The sequence below is a fragment of the Rhodospirillum rubrum ATCC 11170 genome, assembly GCF_000013085.1.
GTDB classification, from domain to species: domain Bacteria; phylum Pseudomonadota; class Alphaproteobacteria; order Rhodospirillales; family Rhodospirillaceae; genus Rhodospirillum; species Rhodospirillum rubrum.
This window is the reverse complement of record NC_007643.1, coordinates 2,462,927-2,479,588: the sequence shown is the minus strand read 5'-3', so window position 1 is coordinate 2,479,588 and position 16,662 is coordinate 2,462,927. Positions and strand designations below refer to the sequence as shown.

14 protein-coding genes and 1 pseudogene are annotated in these 16,662 nt (G+C 63.7%); 10 read left to right on the top strand and 5 right to left on the bottom strand.

Features of this window, described 5'->3' with window-relative positions; translation table 11 throughout:
• Window positions 1-7 precede the first annotated feature (7 nt).
• The 5 genes and pseudogenes from mdoH (at window position 8) to RRU_RS11040 (ending at window position 5,582) form a co-directional block, all read left to right on the top strand.
• Window positions 8-2,143, top strand: a complete 2,136-nt coding sequence (mdoH, locus tag RRU_RS11060; RefSeq protein ID WP_313387803.1) for a glucans biosynthesis glucosyltransferase MdoH — start codon at window positions 8-10, stop codon at window positions 2,141-2,143.
• Between the two features lie 201 nt (window positions 2,144-2,344).
• Window positions 2,345-3,082 (top strand): hypothetical protein, encoded by a 738-nt coding sequence (locus RRU_RS11055; RefSeq protein WP_011389981.1) that lies wholly within the window; start codon window positions 2,345-2,347, stop codon window positions 3,080-3,082.
• Between the two features lie 802 nt (window positions 3,083-3,884).
• Window positions 3,885-4,055 (top strand): annotated as a pseudogene (locus RRU_RS11050) (IS256 family transposase); the annotation flags it as partial.
• A gap of 72 nt (window positions 4,056-4,127) precedes the next feature.
• Window positions 4,128-4,916 (top strand): restriction endonuclease, encoded by a 789-nt coding sequence (locus tag RRU_RS11045; protein ID WP_014626314.1) that lies wholly within the window; start codon window positions 4,128-4,130, stop codon window positions 4,914-4,916.
• Between the two features lie 318 nt (window positions 4,917-5,234).
• The gene (locus tag RRU_RS11040) at window positions 5,235-5,582 is read left to right on the top strand and encodes a hypothetical protein (protein ID WP_014626312.1); all 348 of its coding nucleotides are present in this window, start codon (window positions 5,235-5,237) and stop codon (window positions 5,580-5,582) included.
• A 195-nt stretch (window positions 5,583-5,777) separates the two neighbouring features.
• On the opposite strand, the gene RRU_RS11035 is transcribed toward RRU_RS11040, so the two are convergent.
• From RRU_RS11035 to RRU_RS11020, 4 genes are all read right to left on the bottom strand, one after another.
• Window positions 5,778-6,386: a LysE family translocator gene (locus tag RRU_RS11035; RefSeq protein ID WP_011389979.1), complete on the bottom strand. Its 609-nt coding sequence runs from the start codon at window positions 6,384-6,386 to the stop codon at window positions 5,778-5,780.
• A gap of 101 nt (window positions 6,387-6,487) precedes the next feature.
• Window positions 6,488-7,951 (bottom strand): class II fumarate hydratase, encoded by a 1,464-nt coding sequence (gene fumC / locus RRU_RS11030; protein WP_011389978.1) that lies wholly within the window; start codon window positions 7,949-7,951, stop codon window positions 6,488-6,490.
• A gap of 69 nt (window positions 7,952-8,020) precedes the next feature.
• Window positions 8,021-8,944 carry a LytTR family DNA-binding domain-containing protein gene (locus tag RRU_RS11025; protein WP_011389977.1) on the bottom strand — a complete coding sequence of 308 codons (924 nt, stop codon included), beginning with the start codon at window positions 8,942-8,944 and terminating at the stop codon, window positions 8,021-8,023.
• A gap of 27 nt (window positions 8,945-8,971) precedes the next feature.
• Window positions 8,972-9,739, bottom strand: a complete 768-nt coding sequence (locus RRU_RS11020; RefSeq protein WP_011389976.1) for an SDR family oxidoreductase — start codon at window positions 9,737-9,739, stop codon at window positions 8,972-8,974.
• Between the two features lie 189 nt (window positions 9,740-9,928).
• On the opposite strand from RRU_RS11020, the gene RRU_RS11015 reads away from it, so the two are divergent.
• The 5 genes from RRU_RS11015 (at window position 9,929) to RRU_RS10995 (ending at window position 15,550) form a co-directional block, all read left to right on the top strand.
• Window positions 9,929-10,771 carry a fumarylacetoacetate hydrolase family protein gene (locus tag RRU_RS11015; protein ID WP_011389975.1) on the top strand — a complete coding sequence of 281 codons (843 nt, stop codon included), beginning with the start codon at window positions 9,929-9,931 and terminating at the stop codon, window positions 10,769-10,771.
• Between the two features lie 232 nt (window positions 10,772-11,003).
• Window positions 11,004-12,659 carry an ArnT family glycosyltransferase gene (locus RRU_RS11010; protein ID WP_011389974.1) on the top strand — a complete coding sequence of 552 codons (1,656 nt, stop codon included), beginning with the start codon at window positions 11,004-11,006 and terminating at the stop codon, window positions 12,657-12,659.
• 78 nt (window positions 12,660-12,737) lie between these two features.
• On the top strand, window positions 12,738-13,760 hold the full coding sequence (locus RRU_RS11005) for a glycosyltransferase family 2 protein (protein WP_011389973.1): 1,023 nt from the start codon (window positions 12,738-12,740) through the stop codon (window positions 13,758-13,760).
• A 48-nt stretch (window positions 13,761-13,808) separates the two neighbouring features.
• Entirely contained in the window at window positions 13,809-14,603 is a 795-nt protein-coding gene (locus tag RRU_RS11000) for a class I SAM-dependent methyltransferase (protein ID WP_011389972.1), read from the top strand.
• The gene (locus RRU_RS10995; protein ID WP_011389971.1) at window positions 14,600-15,550 is read left to right on the top strand and encodes a lysylphosphatidylglycerol synthase domain-containing protein; all 951 of its coding nucleotides are present in this window, start codon (window positions 14,600-14,602) and stop codon (window positions 15,548-15,550) included. Before RRU_RS11000 ends, RRU_RS10995 begins: the two co-directional genes overlap by 4 nt.
• Here the strand turns inward: RRU_RS10995 and RRU_RS10990 are convergent.
• The gene (locus RRU_RS10990; protein WP_011389970.1) at window positions 15,431-16,627 is read right to left on the bottom strand and encodes a glycosyltransferase; all 1,197 of its coding nucleotides are present in this window, start codon (window positions 16,625-16,627) and stop codon (window positions 15,431-15,433) included. The genes RRU_RS10995 and RRU_RS10990 overlap by 120 nt on opposite strands.
• Window positions 16,628-16,662 lie beyond the last annotated feature (35 nt).

Here is a 16,662-nt window from a genome sequence, read left to right as displayed (position 1 = left end):
ATGATACATTGGGAGCGGTGTCGCCCGGGGTTCGGCGCGACACCGCTCCCCGACTATTAACGGCCGGGCTTTCCGGCGCCAAAAGGAGCGGGCGACCGCCATGTTACTGCGACGCAGGTTGTTCGTTCTCTGCATCCTGATCCTGACGATCACGGCCGTGCAGTCGTTCGTCCATGTTCTATCGGGCGATGGTCTGTCCGCCCTCGATCTGGCTTTGACCGCCGTTTTCGTGCCTTTGGCGGCTTGGCTCGCCCAGTCGTTCTGCACGCTGACCGCCGGCGCCCTGATGATCGCTACCCAGCGCTTCAGTTGGCGCCGCCGGCGGGACGAACTGGCCGATATCGCCAGCGGGCTGGTTGACAGCCTGCCGCGCGTCGCCATCGTCATGCCGGTCTATAACGAGGATTCGGGCCGGGTGTTCGCCGGGGTCGCCGCCATGCGCGACGAATTGCGCGCCCTGGGCGTGGCCAAGCGCTTCGACGTGTTCATCCTCAGCGACAGCACCGATGGCGACAACTGGCTGGCCGAGGAAGAGGCCTGGGACAGCGAGCGCCACCGCGTTGGCGATAGCCCCCGGCTTTTCTACCGGCGGCGTTTTCGCAACATCAAGCGCAAGACCGGCAATATCGGCCAGTTCGTCGAACGTCACGGCGCCGCCTATGGCTATATGGTCGTGCTCGATGCCGACAGCCTGATGTCGGGCGAGGCCATCTGGGTTCTGACCCGGCGCATGGACGCCGAGCGGCGGACGGCGCTGATCCAGGCGCCGCCCAAGCTGATCATGGGCGATACGCCGTTTTCGCGGATGCTGCAGTTCGCCGGCGATGTCTATGGGCCGCTGAGTTCGGCCGGTCTGGCCTTCTGGGCCGGGGGCGAGGGCAACTATTGGGGCCATAACGCCATCATCCGCGTTGACGCCTTCGCCGCCTGCTGCGGCCTGCCGGCCTTGCCCGGCCGCGCCCCGCTGGGGGGGGATATCCTCTCCCACGACTTCGTCGAGGCCGCCCTGTTGCGCCGCGCCGGCTGGAAGGTGCGCATCGCCTGGGATCTGGGCGGCAGCTATGAGGAGCCGCCTCCGACCATGGAAGACTTCATGGTCCGCGACCGGCGCTGGTGCCAGGGCAATATGCAGCATGGGCGGATCTTGTTCGCCCGCGGCCTGCACGGCGTCAGCCGCAGCCATCTGTTGATCGGCATCATGTCCTATGTGACCTCGCCGCTGTGGCTGATCTTCCTGATCCTGTCGGGCATGCAGGCCTGGACGCTGGCCCGGGCCAAGGCGGTTTACTTCCAGCAGGGCGTGCCCTGGGCGACTTGGCCGATTTCGCGCGAGGAAGAGGCGGCCTATCTGCTGGCCGGTACCCTGGGCATGCTGTTCCTGCCCAAGATCTGGGGTCTGCTGCTGGCGATTTTCCACGGACCGACCCGGCGCGCCCATGGCGGCGGTCTGGCTCTGGTCGGCGGCTTCTTCCTGGAAAACCTGATTTCCGCCCTGGTCGCGCCGATCATGATGATCCGCCACAGCCAGTTCGTCGTCTCCATCCTGACCGGGGCCAAGGTCGACTGGAAGCCGCAGCGGCGCACCGCCGACAAGGGCAATCTGCGGGTGGCCTTGGCGTCCTATAAGGACGTGATGGTGATCGGCATAGCCGCCGTCGCCTTTGTTCTGTGGGCGGCGCCGTCGCTGGGCGTCTGGCTGTCGCCGGTGCTCGCCGGCCTGCTTGGCGCGCCGTTCCTGGCGATGGCGTTGGGCGATCCCGACCTGGGCGCCGCGCTGCGCCGTCGCGGGTTGCTGGTCATCCCCGAGGAGATCACGCCGCCCAGCGTTCTGACCCGCATGGAAGAGCGTCTGGCCGCCCGGCCGCCGACGGCCGAGGCGCCGGAATCGCGCTTTTCGCGCGTCATCCTTGATCCGGGCACCAACGCCCGCCACCGCGCCCTGATCCAGGCCACCGGCGAAGCGCCGACCGCCCCGGTCGAGGTGATGGAGCGTGCCGTCGGCTTGGCCATCCATCTTGGCCCCGAGGCCCTGGGCAAGGACGAGCGCAAGGCTCTGCTGGAATGTCCCGAACGCCTGGAGCAACTGCATGTGGCGTGCTGGGCGAGGCGTCTGGAAGATCGCGGCGGGGTGGCGCCCGGCTGAACGGCATAGGCCGTTTGCCGGCCCTTGCCGAGAGCGGAAGGCGGCTCTAGATCTTAAGCGTGGGGACGCCGAAATCCGGCACTTTCGGGGCAGGGGATCGTCAGATGACAGTGATGTCATCCCCCCGCCACCGCCGGGATGGGAGCGACCGGCGAGGATATCTGCCATCGTCTCCTTTTTCTTTTGTGAACGGCAAAGGCCATGAAAAGGCTTGTAGGTCTTCCTGCTTTGGCGGTGATTGTCGGCATGGTCGGCGCGCCGCTTGGCGGCATATTCGGTGCGCCGCTTGGCGGCGACGCCCTCGCCCAGGGACCCGATGGTCACTGGAATGGCCGCTCCGGTCGGGATAATGGCCCCCCTCCCGGCTGGGACAATAGTCCTGATGGTCCCGGCTGGAACGACCGTCCTGGTGGTCCCGGCTGGGACAATGATCGTCCCGGCTGGGACAATGGTCCGCGTCCCGGCTGGGACAATGGTCCGCGTCCCGGCTACGGCGACGGTCGTCCCGGTCCGGGCTATGGCAATGGTCCGGGGCGGCCGAGGCCCGACGGCTATTCCCTGGGGCCCTATTCGGCGCGGCCCTATGCGCCCGGGCCGGCTTATTCCTATACGCCGCCGCCACCGCGCTATTACGGTCCGCGGCCGGGCTATCCGGTGGTGATCGTGCGACCGCCGCCGCCGGTTTATTTCTATAACGAGGACAGGCGGGCGGTTCGCGACTATTTCCGCTGGCGTTCACCGCCGCCGCCCGTCGGGGTGAGCATCGTCGTTGGTCAGCCCTTCCCCTATGGCGTGGCCTATGCCCCGGCGCCCTATGATCTGTATCCGCGCCTGCACGAATACCCCGGCGCCGAGTTGCGGATCGTTGGACGCAGCGCCGTGCTGGTCGCCGTCGACAGTGGCTTCGTCCTCGACATTCTCCACGATATTTTTGATTAGACTGTCGTCGTCGCGCTCTGGTCCACAGCGCGACGACGATTTGCTTCACTATCAAGACCTTAGCGCCGCCGCCAGTCACGCTCGCCACCTTCCGCGACGAAAGTCATGCGCTTCGTGAACATGGGCCTGCCGCCCTGGGCAGGACCAACCACGGCCGCGCTCTATTCCGGTGTCGCGGAAACCGCGCAGGGCCGCACGAACTAGAACAGGTGCTGACGGTTGCTGATCGCATTGAAGAGCAGGACGCGGCATCGAGACAGGTGCAACAGGAGCGTGCCTCGTTCGTTGCTGAAAGACAGTGTTTGCTCGACTTTAAATTGAAAGTTTAGACGCAAGGCTAAAAAGACTCTGCACTGACGGTTGCGATCAAGGAAGCGAACGCGCGCATTGCTGCCTTTGACACAGACAACGCGGAGCTGATCGCCCAAGTCGCGCAGGAACAGCAGGAAATCGCTCGCGGCACCCCTCTCAAAGCAGTCTACGACCGATTCCTGGAAGAGCTGAAAGCGTCCCGGGAACAACTCCCAGGGTAACTTCTTGCTGACTTCAACGAAAAAACCACAATGCCCAACAGGGAATTCAACTAGAACGATTTAGATGCTGACAAGCTGGCGAGAGAGCATGGATAGCCCGTTGATCGTTTTTGACGATGCAATCAATGCCATCGATCACGGCCACCGCCGAGGGATTCGAATCGCGTCCCCGGATGTGGTGTAGGAGGGCTATCCTGGCAGGGGCGGTCATCGTGGATCTTCGGTAAAGTTTGGTCACCAAAACACAACTCCAACCGAGGGTGACCACGATGACCTACGAGATGATGGCGCTGCGCACGATGTTGGAAAAGGGGGCTGACGCCGATGTTCTGCGGGACATGATCGGCTTTGCCGTGCACCGTTTGATGGAACTGGAGGTCCAGGCTCACACCGGCGCGGCGCTGGGTGAACGCTCGCCTGACCGCGTAGCTCACCACAATGAGCTTCAAGCCAATAGTGAAAAGGTAGAGAATTTCAACTAAAAAATGCAAAATTATATTAAAGGAGGGGAAATGTATCAAGAAGATATTTATCGACTATCACCGAATGAGTGGGAATGGTTTGCGCAAGATATCTTATTTCACTTGGGCTTTATAGTTCATGTGGGGCCGTCGGAAGGAGCGGATGACGGTCTCGACATGATCGTTGAACGCAACAATGTGAAGTATCTTGTGAGCTGCAAACACAATCATAAATCGAAGAAAAGTGTAGGCGTCAGAGATGAGCAAGACATAAGAGATAGAGTGGAACAACATAAATGCAAGGGATTTATTGCCTTCTACTCTGTTGGAGCAACGACGGCACTCAAGAAGAAAATCGCATCACTCGAAAACGCCGGGATAGATGTAATTGAAATCTACCTGGACAATGTTCTCGACATCATTCCAACCATGGTGGGATTTGTTCTGCAAAAATACTTTCAGCGTCCACAAGAAATACACCACCAAGTGGTTTGTGGCGGTGATTACAAGCCACTTAAGTGCATGGGGGAGGGATGCGACAAAGACATTATTAGCAAAGAGCAGATCCCATATTCCCTGGTCGGCTTCTACATTGATAACAAAAATTCAATCCATTTTATTTATGGGTGCAAAATATGTCTGGCTGACTACTGCACTTCTCCATATTGGGCCGAAATCGGGCAAATCCGATATATCGAGGAGATGCTGAATTGGCGCTCAGTGGTTGATAAGGTGACAAGTCAAAACGAGCCGGCTCCCGATTTTTATAAGCATTGGGCATTACTGCAAGAGGCCATCCTGCAAATCCAAATTCCCCAAGGATGGGGGCGCTGGATATAAAACTACCAAAGCCGCAGACTTGGTGGGGCCGAAGGCGTCAAGGGGCAAAGCCGAATGGTCGCGATCCGGTACGAAGCGCGAGCGCAGTCCGTGAACCCGACGGCGGCACGCCGGGACTCACGGTTATTTCTTGCGCTTCTTGGGGCGAAGCGTTCCGTACGATTCGATCTGCCGCCGTGTGTCCTCCAGTGCCTTTTGCAGTACTTCGGCATCGAGCGGCTCGCCGGCGAGAATGGGGTCGGCAACACGCGCAACACCTACGGCCGGAAAACGGCGAATGATATCATTGTAATCTGGATGGGGTGAACGGAGGTCTCTATGGTTTTGCCTGAGAAGTACTGGGCCCTGCCTATTGAGAAGATCATAGAATTGGCGGTCGACAGAATTGAGAAGGATGGCCTGTTCTGGATGCCTTTAACCCGAACACTATCGCAAAACGTTAAAGTTGCAGTGATGGAAAAGTTATCCGACCGGCCTTTATACTTACATTCACCACCACCGGACTGGGATCATGTCCTCATCGACATCGGCCGGCTACCTGATTGGACGGAATGGGTCAACAGGCATGCTGCTGCCCGGTTCGAGTTAAAAGAGCGTGGCATTTCCGATCACAAGCTACTAGCCCTGCCCAAGGGTGTGCATCCTAGGGAAGCCGAGGACTACTGATCGTGAGGCTATTCGATATACGGCTCATAAATTATAACGTGCTGACTGAGTTCTCGTTGGTTGTTTGGCTGGATATGCGGAGGCGAGTAACCTGCCTCAATGGCTGGTTTCAGGTAAATTCATAGCCACCTTCTACAGGTCTAGTTTACACGGATCCTGCCGGCTCTCCGGCCTTCGGGGGAAGTCCCCCGGGGGTCAGGAGGCGGCGACGGAGGCGCCGACGCCGATCAGGGCGACGCCGGCCCCCTTGTTGAGGCGGGCCAGCGCGCGCGGGCTGCGCATCAGGCGGCGCGCCCTTTGGGCGGCAACGACATAGGGAAGGCACACCAAGCTCAAGACGATCACCACCAGCCCGGCCAGTTCGGCCAGCACGCCCGGGGTCATGGCGTGCATATCAACCACCATCGGCATGATGCCCATATAGAAGATGATGGTCTTGGGATTGGCCAGGGTGGTGGTCAGGCCGGCGACCAGGGCGCTGCGCGAGATGCCCTTTTCATCGGCGACCATGTCGCCGGTGGGATGGCTGCGCCACAACTTAACGCCCATCCAGATCAGATAGGCGCCGCCGGCCAGCTTGATGACCAAAAAGGCCTCGCCCATGGTTTCGGCGAGGGCGGCCATTCCGGCGGCGGCCAGACTGAGATAGATCAGATCGCCGCACAGCAGACCGAGGGCATAGCCGAAGGCAGCGCTGGTGCCCCGTCCCAGCGTCCAGCCGATCAATCCCAGCATTCCCGGGCCGGGAATGGCGGCGGCCAGGGCCAGGGCGCCGGTGAAGGCGATCAGGTTCTCGATGGGCATGGCGAGCTTGGACTCCTTAGGGAAAAGGTATCCTAGCGCCGCCATGCCCGGGCGGGAGAGTGCGTTTTTCTCGGGCTCAGGCTTAGATTTTTTCGGCTTTGCTAGCCTTGGCGCGGCCCTCCGCCGTCCTTGTCGATGTCGTCGGCTGTCCCATGGGGATGGGCCATGCGGGCGGGCTGAACGGCGGCGGTGAAGGCCGCGTCGTCCATCAGGCCGCTGGCCAGGGTTTCCTCGCGCAGGGTGGTGCCGTTGGCATGGGCGGCCTTGGCGATGGCGGCGGCGCGGTCATAGCCGATCGACGGGGTAAGCGCCGTCACCAGCATCAGCGAACGATCGACCATTTCGGCGATCCGCGTCTCGTCGGCGCTCAGGCCCTCGACCAGGAAGTGGGTGAAAGCCTTGCAGCCATCGGCGAGCAGGGTGATCGCCTGCAAGACGTTATAGGCGATCAGCGGCTTGTGGACATTGAGTTCGAAATTGCCCTGGGACCCGGCCATGGCCACGGCGCCATCGGCGGCCATCACCTGAAGGCAGATCATCAGCAGGCTTTCACATTGGGTGGGATTGACCTTGCCCGGCATGATCGACGACCCCGGCTCATTCTCGGGCAGGATCAATTCGCCCAGCCCGCAGCGCGGACCGCTGCCCAGCCAGCGGATATCATTGGCGATCTTGGTCAAGGCCACGGCCAGACCGCGCAGACCGGCGCTGGCGGCGACCATGGCATCATGGGCGGCCAGGGCGGCGAACAGATTATCGGCCTGACGGAAGGGATGGCCGGTGATTTCGCTGATGCGGGCGATGGCGCGGACGGCGAAGGCCGGATGGGTGTTGAGACCGGTGCCCACCGCCGTGCCGCCCAAGGCCAGTTCGCGCAAGCCGGGCAGGGTGGCTTCCAGGCGGTCGATCGCCTGATCGAGCTGGGCGACATAGCCCGAAAACTCCTGCCCCAGGGTTAAAGGCACGGCGTCTTGCAGGTGGGTGCGGCCGATCTTGACGATGGGCGCGAAAAGCTTCGCCTTTTGCGCAAGGCTGGCGCGCAGGCCGCGCACCTGCGGCAGCAGCGTGCACGACAGCGCCGTGACCGCCGCCATATGCATGGCGGTGGGGAAGGTGTCATTGGACGATTGCGCCATATTGACGTGATCATTGGGGTGGATCGGCGTTTTCGAGCCCAGCACGCCGCCGCTTAGTTCAATCGCCCGATTGGCGATCACCTCGTTGACGTTCATGTTGGTCTGGGTGCCGCTGCCGGTCTGCCAGACCCGCAGGGGGAAATGCTCCGACAGCCGTCCCTCGGCGACCTCGCGGGCGGCGGTCACGATCAAATCGGCGCGCGTCTCGTCAAGCTGGCCAAGCGAGCGGTTGGCGAAGGCGGCCGCCTCTTTCAAGGTGCCGAAGGAGCGGATCAGGGCTTCGGGCATGCGCTCGATGCCGATCGAGAAATGCTCAAGCGAGCGCTGGGTCTGCGCCCCCCAATAGCGATCGGCCGGGACGTCGATGGCGCCCATGCTGTCGGTTTCGCGGCGGGTGGCGGGGGCGGGCGGGGGAGGCGACGCGGGCATGGGCGGGGATCCTTCGATCGTCGGCGCGGGTGCCTGTGAATATGAGGCGGAGCGGCGGCCGGGGAAAGATCAGGAAACCCGCAGATTGGGCCAAGGGCCGGCCAAGACCTTGGGCTGATGGGCGCGGCTGACCGGCACGTCCATGCCATTGAGCAAGATCAGCCGCATCCGTCGGCCGTCGCGTTCGATGGCGCTCACCGCCTCGCGCGCCACCCACCACGACCGGTGAACCCGCAAGCCGGCGCTTTCGCCCAGATCGAGCGCCGCGTCGCCCAGGCGGCCGGCCAGGGTGCCGCTGCCCTGGGTGGTGTGAACCCGCAAGGTGTGATCGTCGCTTTCCAGGCACAAGATGGCGCCGCCCAACCCGGCGGGCATGCGCTTCAGGCGCGGACCGCCGAGTGTGGGGGGAGGGGGACGGGGCGGCCCTCGCGGGGCGAAGGGCAGGGGCGGCGGCGCGTCGATATAGGCGCGATCGCGCCGGCGCAGGGTTTCCGCGCTCAGGCTGGCCAGGGCGGCATCCATATCGATCTCGGCCCCGGGGCCGCCGCAATCGAGCATGGTCCAACTACATGGCGGCCGGCCAAAACGCCGCCTAGCCAGGATCCAGGCCAGGGCGCCGGCCGCTAGGGCGCCGGCCAGGGTGTATTGGGCCGTCGTCAGGATCGATTGGTCGGGCGGCGGCGCGGCCAGGAAAAAGCCGAGCAGCCGCATTTCCACCGTCAGCGGCGGCACCAGCAAACCGGCGCTTAAGGCGACGATCAACGCCCCGGGCAGGCGGCTTCCCCCGGCCAAGGCCAGTACCCCGGCCAGGGTCAGCAGAACTTGAAGCCATAGCAGGGCCGGGGCGATCAGCCATAGCGCCGTGTCCCCGCGATCGATCCAGGCCAGCCCCCCTCCGCCGGCGAGAGCGGCAAAGGCCAGCCGGGCCGACAGGCCAAGCGCCCGTCGCCCGGCGGCCGGTTGTGAAGAGGCGAGGAGGGGCGTGTCCGGCATCGCGGGGGCGGACGAAGGGTGGGCCGCCTACTCGGCGGCGGGGCGGCGGTGGACGGCGAAGCCGGCCCAGGCCTGGGCGACGGGCATGATTTCCAGGGTGTTGATGTTAATATGGGGGGGCTGGGTGGCGACCCAGAAGATGGTTTCGGCGATGTCCTTGGGGGTCAGCGGATCGACGCCGGCATAAACCTTGCTGGCCGCCTCGCGGTCGCCCTTGAAGCGCACGATCGAAAACTCGCTTTCGGCCATGCCTGGTTCGATATCGGTCACCCGCACCCCGGTGCCCAGCAGGTCATTGCGCAAATTCAGGCTGAACTGGCGGACGAAGGCCTTGGTCCCGCCATAGACGCTGCCGCCCGGATAGGGCCAGCGCCCGGCGACCGAGCCAAGATTGATGATCGACCCGTTGCCCGCCGCGATCAGCCGGGGCAGCAGGGCATGGGTGCAGGTGACCAGACCGGTGACATTGGTGTCGATCATCGTCTGCCAGTCGTCGAGCGAGGCCTCGGCGGCCTTTTCCAGCCCCGCCGCCAGACCGGCGTTGTTGATCAGCGTATGGACCTTGTCAAACGGCGCGGGCAGAGCCGCGATTACCGCCTGGACCGAGGCGCGGTCGCGCACGTCCATCACCGCGGCGTGAACGGGCACGCTGGCGCCCAATTCGGCCTTCAGCGCCTCCAGCCGCTCCGCCCGCCGGCCGGTCAGCACCAGGGCCCAGCCGGCCTCGGCGAACCGCCGCGCGCAAGCCTCGCCAAAACCGGCGGTGGCGCCGGTGATGAAAACCGTGTTGGTCATCCGTCTTCTCCTCGCAGCAGCCCCGGCGAAATCGCGCCGGGACCGGGCAAACCCATGATCGGGCCGATGGTTGGCGGCCAAGGCCCGGTCGTCAAGGGCAAAGGCGGCGAGAGCCGTGTAGGGCTTGCCGAGGGCGGGGGGGACGTGGCACTGCTTGGGGCGTTGTTTTTCCTGGGGTGATGGAACACCATGAAACTCTTGCGTTATGGTCCCGTGGGTCGGGAACGGCCCGGTCTGATCGACGCCGATGGCCGCATCCGCGATCTTAGCGATTATCTTGCCGATTTCGCCGGGGCCTCGCTGGGGCCCGCGTCGCTGGCCCGCCTTTCCAACCTTGATCCGGCCGATCTGCCGCTGGTCGAAGGACAGCCGCGCCTTGGCCCCTGTGTCGGCCATGTCGGCAAGCTGATCTGCATCGGCCTGAATTACTCCGATCACGCCGCCGAAACCGGCGCCAGCGTGCCCAGCGAGCCGATCGTTTTCCTCAAGGCGACCAGCGCCATCGTCGGCCCCAACGACGACCTGGAACTTCCGCGCGGATCGACCAAGACCGATTGGGAGGTGGAACTGGGCGTCGTCATCGGCACCCCCGCCAAATATGTGAGCGAGGAGGACGCCCTGGACCATGTCGCGGGCTATTGCGTGGTTCACGACGTCTCCGAACGCGCCTTCCAACTGGAGCGCCAGGGCCAATGGACCAAGGGCAAGTCCTGCGACACCTTCGGCCCCATCGGCCCCTGGCTGGTCACCGCCGACGAGATCGCCGATCCCCAAGACCTTGACCTGTGGCTCGAGGTCAACGGCGAGCGCCGGCAGACCGGCTCGACGCGGACGATGATCTTCGGCGTCGCCCGCTTGGTCTCCTATCTTTCGCAGATCATGACCCTGCACCCCGGCGATATCCTGTCCACCGGAACGCCCCCCGGGGTCGGCCTGGGGATGACGCCGCCAACCTTCCTTCAGCCCGGCGACGTGGTCCGCCTTGGGGTCGAGGGCTTGGGCGTTCAGTGCCAGACGGTTATCCAGGGATAACCCCACCGCCGTCCATTGCCGCTTTTAAGCGCCGCGTTGGCCGCCCGCTCCGCTGCCGATTCGGCGCCAGAGCGGGACGGGGCCGCGCCGATCACCGGGCCGGCTTTGCCGAAAAAGCCCATTAAATTCGTTTCGAACCAAAGACATTTTTTCTACCTTTGGTTTTTATTGACGGATTTTAACAACACCCATACGGTCCCTTGCGACGGCCCATGGCCCAAAAGGGAAAGCGATGGCACGATTCAGAGACGAGCTGCTTCTGGCATCGCTGATCGCCCTCGCGGCGCTGATTCTTCTTCGCGGATTGGGCAACGACAGCCTGGGGTTTCCCGATGCCGACCGCATTCTCATGGACTCGGTCTTCCTGCGCGACCTGCTGGTCGATCTGCCGCTTGCCGATCCCATCGGCTACACCAAGGATTATTTCGTTCAATACCCGGCTTTGAGCATCGGCTATCGACCGCCGTTTTTTCCCTTTGTCGCCGCGCTCCTTCAATTGCTGGTCGGGCCGGAAATGTGGGCGACGCGGCTGGCCTTGTTCGGCTTCGTCCTTGTCGGGGTGGCTTCGTCCTATTTCTGGATCCGCCGCCATTACGGCCCCTGGCCGGCCTGGGGGGCGACGGCGTTATGGTTGACCACGCCCTATCTGGCCCAATGGGGCTGGTACACGATGGCCGAGCTGACCGTGCTGTCGATGGCGCTGCTCGCGGCCAATCTTTTCGATAAATATCTGGCCGAAGGAAAGCCGGCTCTTTTGTATTGGAGCGTTCTGGCGGTCGCCCTGGCCGCCTGGACCAAGCAGACCGCGCTGTTTTTGCTGCCCTGGTTCGCCGCCATGGCCCTGGCCGAGGGGCGGTTTCTGGCGATCTTGCGCCGGCGCGAGGCGTGGATCGCCGCTTTCGGGCTTGGCGTTCTGCTCGCCCCCCTGGTGGCGATGACCCTGATGCTGGGCGATCTCAACCTCGAGCAATCGGTGGGGGGGACGAACCGCTGGACGCTGGCCAATTGGACGGTCCGCCTGAAAACCATCCTTCACCATCTGACCCCGCCGCTGCTGGCCCTCAGTGTGGTCGGGGCGATCTGGGCGGGGCTTAAGCGCGATCGTCACGGCTTGCCCTTCGCCCTGCTGATCGTCGTCGTTTATGGGGTCTTTTCGTATATTTCGGGCAAGAACGACCGTTATCCGATCTTCTGGGTGCCGGCTTTCGCCCTTTTCGCCGTGCTGCCCTTTCATTTCCTAAGCCAGCGCCTGCCGGCAAAGGCGACGGTGCCGGCGCTTGCCCTGGGTGTCGGCGTTCTTGCCGCCTATCAGGGAAGCTTGGCCTTCACCAAAACGCCGAGCTACGCCACCGGCTACAAGGAAGCCGCGGCCTATGTCCTCGACAGCAGTGAAACCCCGATCGTTTTCGTCGATGCCTATAACAACGGCTATTTTACCTATTTCATGCGCGCCCTGGATCAGGGGCGTTCCATGGTCGTTCTGCGCGGCGACAAGCTTCTGAGCAGTTCGGCGATCAATATGGCAACCAAGGTGGAGGTTCACGCCGAGGGACGCCAGGAAATCGAAGAAATATTCAGGTCCTTAGGGGTTTCTTTGATCGTTGTCGAAGAAAGAAATTACACCGGTCTTGATGTTCACGATGAATTAAGGCGGTTCCTCAAGACGGACTCCTTTGAATTGGTTCAGGCCATCCCCATCCATAGCAATAGAACCGTATCCGTCCTTGCCGATTTCCCCCCCCTGGGTGGGCAGGATCTGCTGGTCTATCGCTATAAGGACGCCAAGACCTTGACCAGCGGGGTGGTTTCCCTGCGCTTGCCCGTGGTTGGCCAGACCCTGAGCGTCGATATGGAAACGATGATGGAGCGCCGGCGCGCTCATCCCTAAAGCCCCCCAGGGGGGTGGCAAAGGACCTATCCGAGACCAGTCTTCCTATCCCTTCAGATCGGCGACAGGAGCTCTCCCATGAAACTCATCGTTCAGATCCCCTGTTACAACGAAGAGCAGACCCTGCCGCAGACCGTCGCCGATATCCCGCGCCATATCCCCGGGATCGATCAGGTCGAGATCTTGATCATCGATGATGGTTCGACCGACCGCACCGTCGAGGTCGCCCGCGGTCTTGGGGTCGACCATATCATCTGCAACCGCAACAATCGCGGGCTGGCCCGCTCGTTCCGCTCCGGTCTCGATGCCAGTCTGGCGCTGGGCGCCGATATCGTCGTCAATACCGATGGCGACAACCAGTATTGCGGCCTGGATATCCCCAAGCTGATCCAGCCGATCGTCGACGGCCGGGCCGATATCGTCGTCGGCGATCGGCGGACCGATCAGCAGGCGCATTTCTCCTGGGGCAAGAAGCAGCTTCAACGCCTGGGAAGCGCGGTGGTGCGTGGGCTTTCGGAACTTGATATTCCCGACGCGGTCAGCGGTTTTCGGGCGATTTCCCGCGATGCGGCTTTGGCGATCAATATCATCTCGCCCTTCAGCTACACGGTGGAAATGCTGATCCAGGCCGGCAAGAAGCATATGGCGGTGGTGTCGGTGCCGGTGCGCACCAACCCCAAAACCCGGGACTCCCGGCTGTTTCGCAGCATCCCCAAGTTCATCGAGCGCTCGGTGACGACGATGATCCGCATGTATCTGATGTATCAGCCGCTGCGGGTTTTCCTGGTCCTGGGATTGATCTTGTCGACGATCGGCATCATCCCCATCCTGCGCTGGTTCCTGTTCTATCTGGACGGCGCGGGCGCGGGCAATCTTCACTCGCTGATCCTGGGCGCCACCTTTCTGATCATCGGCTTTTTGACCTTCACCATCGCTTTGGTCGCCGATCTGATCAATTTCAATCGCCACCTGATCGAGATGTCGCTTGAACGCGTGCGCAGGCTGGAATTGTCAAACGGCTCGGGCCTTTACCGGCCGAAGGATCCGCCCGCGCCGCCGCCCGCCACCTTGCCGCTGCGGCGCAGGCGATCGGCTGAATAGCCCCCATAAACCCGCCGTTTCTTCGCCCCTCCGCTGAAGGAGAGCTTGATGTCGCCGGTTATCAACCATCCCGTTCTTGGCCCGGCCGCCCCGTCGCTGGGCTGGGTGCCCGCCCCGCGCTATTGGCTGCGGCGCCAGCGGGTTCTTGACCACATGCGGACCCTGGAGCGGGGGCGGCTGCTGGAGATCGGCTGCGGCGGCGGCGCCCTGCTGGCCGATCTTTCGCGCCTGGGCTTTGATTGCCGGGCCCTGGAAACCTCCCCGGCCGCCCGCGTCGTCGCCCGGGCCATGAACGCCGACACCGAAGGCGACAAAATCGTCGAGACGGCGCCCGCTGACTGGCGGGGAAGCTTCGATGTCGTCGCCGCCTTCGAGGTGCTTGAGCATATCGACGATGACGTCGGCGCCTTGCGCGACTGGCGCGACTGGCTGGTCGACGGCGGCCATATCCTGATCTCGGTGCCCGCCGACCCCCGGAAGTTCAACGCCGCCGACGAATGGGCCGGGCATTTTCGCCGCTATGACAAGGAAGATCTCCACAAGGTTCTGAAACAGGCCGGTTTTTCCGTCGTGTCGTCGGAGACCTATGGCTATCCCTTGGCCAATTTTCTTGAATATTTCCGCGCCTCGGCCCACCAACTGATGCGCAAGCAATGGGCCCACCGCAGCCGCGATGACGCCACCGCGCAGAGCGGGGTCAACCGCTCGCTCGATTCCAAGGTCTGGCCGCTTTATTCAAGCGCCTTGGGCGTGCGGGCCCTGCGCTTGGCCGACAGCCTGCAAAAGCGCTTTCGCGACAATGGCCGGGGCAATGGTCTTCTGGTGATCGGACGGCGGATTTGAAAACGGCGCGCCGCTTGGCGGCGATCGTCCTGGTCGTCGCCGCCGTCGCCTTTCTCGCCCATCATCTCTATGGCGCCATTCGGGCGGGCGATCTGCCCGATCAGGTCGATTGGTCGCTCACGGCGGCTCTGGCGGCGGCTTATGGTCTGGTGCTGGCCCTTGGCGGGCTTAACTGGGGCCTGCTGCTGGGGGGGCTTGGCCACGCCTTGCCGCGCCTGACCGCCGTTTCGATCCTGCTGGTCAGCCAGATCGGCAAATATCTGCCGGGCAATGTCGGCCATCTGGTCGGGCGGGTGGGGCTGGCCAAGGCCTATGGCGTGCCGGTCGCGCTTGCGGTTTTGGCGGTCAGCGGGGAAATCGCCCTGACCCTGCTCACCGCGGTCCTCGTCTGCGCCATTGGTTTGCTGTTCGCCCCCGATCTTGTCGGTCTGACCGGGGGCGTCGGCCAGCCGGGATGGATCGGCTTTGCCATCCTGGGGGCGTCCGGGCTGGTTCTGGTCGGGCTGATGGCCCTGCCGCGCCTTGTGCCCAGCCTGCCGGCCGTGCTGCGTCGGCGGCTGGAGGGGGCCGTCGCGATTTCGCCACGGACCGCCTTCACCTTCATCGCGCTTCAAGGGGGGCAATTCGTTGTGCAGGGGGGGATTGTCGGCGGTCTCGCCGTGGCCCTGGGCGAGCCCTTTCCACCGCTGGCCCAGACCACGACGCTCTTCGCCGTCGCCTGGGTTTTGGGCTTCCTCCTTCCCGGGGCGCCGGGCGGGTTGGGGGTGCGCGAGGCCCTGCTGGTCGCCGGTTTCGCCCCGCTGCTTGGGCCCGGTCCGGCGGTCGCCCTATCGCTTCTGCTGCGCCTTGTCACCGTCCTCGGCGATGGGATGGGCTTCGTCATCGGGTCGCTGCTGGCGCGGCGGATCCGCCTTCGCCGCGAGTGTGCGGGCGATCAGGGCGCTTAGGCGGGCGCCCAGGGCGGCGGGCGAGAAGCGCTCGCGCAGATCCTGGGGAAGGCTTTCCCCGCTGTGGCCAAGCTCGAGAACGGCTTGGAGCAGGGCGGCGGGGTCTTCGGGGGGGATTAGGCGGATACCGGCCAGTCCCGGCTCGAATAATTCGCCGATCGCCGGCGATTGGCGGGTCACCAAAGGCCGGCCGGTCGCGGCGATCTGGAACACCTTATTGGCGATGACCCGCCCCGCCTTATCCGAGCCGCCGAAGATCCCCAGGCAGACATCGGCCGCCGCCACCGCCTCGATCAACCGCTCGTAATCGACCCACCGCTGCCAGTGAATGGCCAGACCGGGGGTGACCTCCATCATCGCCTGGATTTTGCCGGCTTCCTGGCCGCTGCCGATCAGCCGCCACGCCACCCGCCGCTCGCGATCAAGGGCGGCGGCGCGCAGGATGGTTTCAATGCCATGCAAGGCGATGAACTGGCCGTAGAACAACACGGTAAGCGGCTGGCCGGGGCCGGGGGGCGGGCGGGGCGGCAGATAGGGGAAGCGATCGAGTTCCGCGCCGACGAAAACATGGCCCGAGCGCGCCAGCGGCAGGCCATAGGCGTCTTCCAGCAGCCGCGATTGGGCGCGGGTATCCATCAGCGCCAGATCGACGCGGCGGCAGGCCAAGCCTTCGCCCCAGCGTAAGAGATGGGCCAGCGGATGGCGCGGCGAGATCATCTTGCGGTCGCCAACCACCGTATCGGGAAGGGAAAGAAAGACGTCCCAAACAACGGCGACCCGGCGCAGGCGGGCGAAGGGGCCGAGAATCAGCACATCGAGATGGCCGAGATAGCCAAAAACCACGGCGTCATGGGGCGGACAGCGCAGATAGCGGACGATCAGCAGCGGATAGGCCGCCAACCAGCGCAAAAGCCGGGTTACGCGGGCCCAGCCGCCGATCAGGCTTTTGTCGGCCACGCCGGCCCAGACATCGACGCAACACTCGCGCACCTCGACGCCGGCGGCGCGCAGGGCCGCGATCATCAGGCGGTTGCGCGGCTTGTCGTGGTCATAGGTGCCCAGATAGACAACGCGCATGTTCAACCCGCTCCCCCCGCCCTGATCCCACGCTA

Excerpts from the sequence above, each read along its gene's own strand:
- RRU_RS11025 (WP_011389977.1), bottom strand. The coding sequence starts at position 8,944 with ATGCCGGACACGCCCCTCCTCGCCTCTTCACAACCGGCCGCCGGGCGA.
- RRU_RS11015 (WP_011389975.1), top strand. The coding sequence starts at position 9,929 with ATGAAACTCTTGCGTTATGGTCCCGTGGGTCGGGAACGGCCCGGTCTG.
- RRU_RS11035 (WP_011389979.1), bottom strand. The coding sequence starts at position 6,386 with ATGCCCATCGAGAACCTGATCGCCTTCACCGGCGCCCTGGCCCTGGCC.
- RRU_RS11045 (WP_014626314.1), top strand. The coding sequence starts at position 4,128 with ATGTATCAAGAAGATATTTATCGACTATCACCGAATGAGTGGGAATGG.
- RRU_RS11020 (WP_011389976.1), bottom strand. The coding sequence starts at position 9,739 with ATGACCAACACGGTTTTCATCACCGGCGCCACCGCCGGTTTTGGCGAG.
- RRU_RS11005 (WP_011389973.1), top strand. The coding sequence starts at position 12,738 with ATGAAACTCATCGTTCAGATCCCCTGTTACAACGAAGAGCAGACCCTG.
- RRU_RS11000 (WP_011389972.1), top strand. The coding sequence starts at position 13,809 with ATGTCGCCGGTTATCAACCATCCCGTTCTTGGCCCGGCCGCCCCGTCG.
- fumC (WP_011389978.1), bottom strand. The coding sequence starts at position 7,951 with ATGCCCGCGTCGCCTCCCCCGCCCGCCCCCGCCACCCGCCGCGAAACC.
- RRU_RS11010 (WP_011389974.1), top strand. The coding sequence starts at position 11,004 with ATGGCACGATTCAGAGACGAGCTGCTTCTGGCATCGCTGATCGCCCTC.
- RRU_RS10990 (WP_011389970.1), bottom strand. The coding sequence starts at position 16,627 with ATGCGCGTTGTCTATCTGGGCACCTATGACCACGACAAGCCGCGCAAC.
- RRU_RS11040 (WP_014626312.1), top strand. The coding sequence starts at position 5,235 with ATGGTTTTGCCTGAGAAGTACTGGGCCCTGCCTATTGAGAAGATCATA.
- RRU_RS11055 (WP_011389981.1), top strand. The coding sequence starts at position 2,345 with ATGAAAAGGCTTGTAGGTCTTCCTGCTTTGGCGGTGATTGTCGGCATG.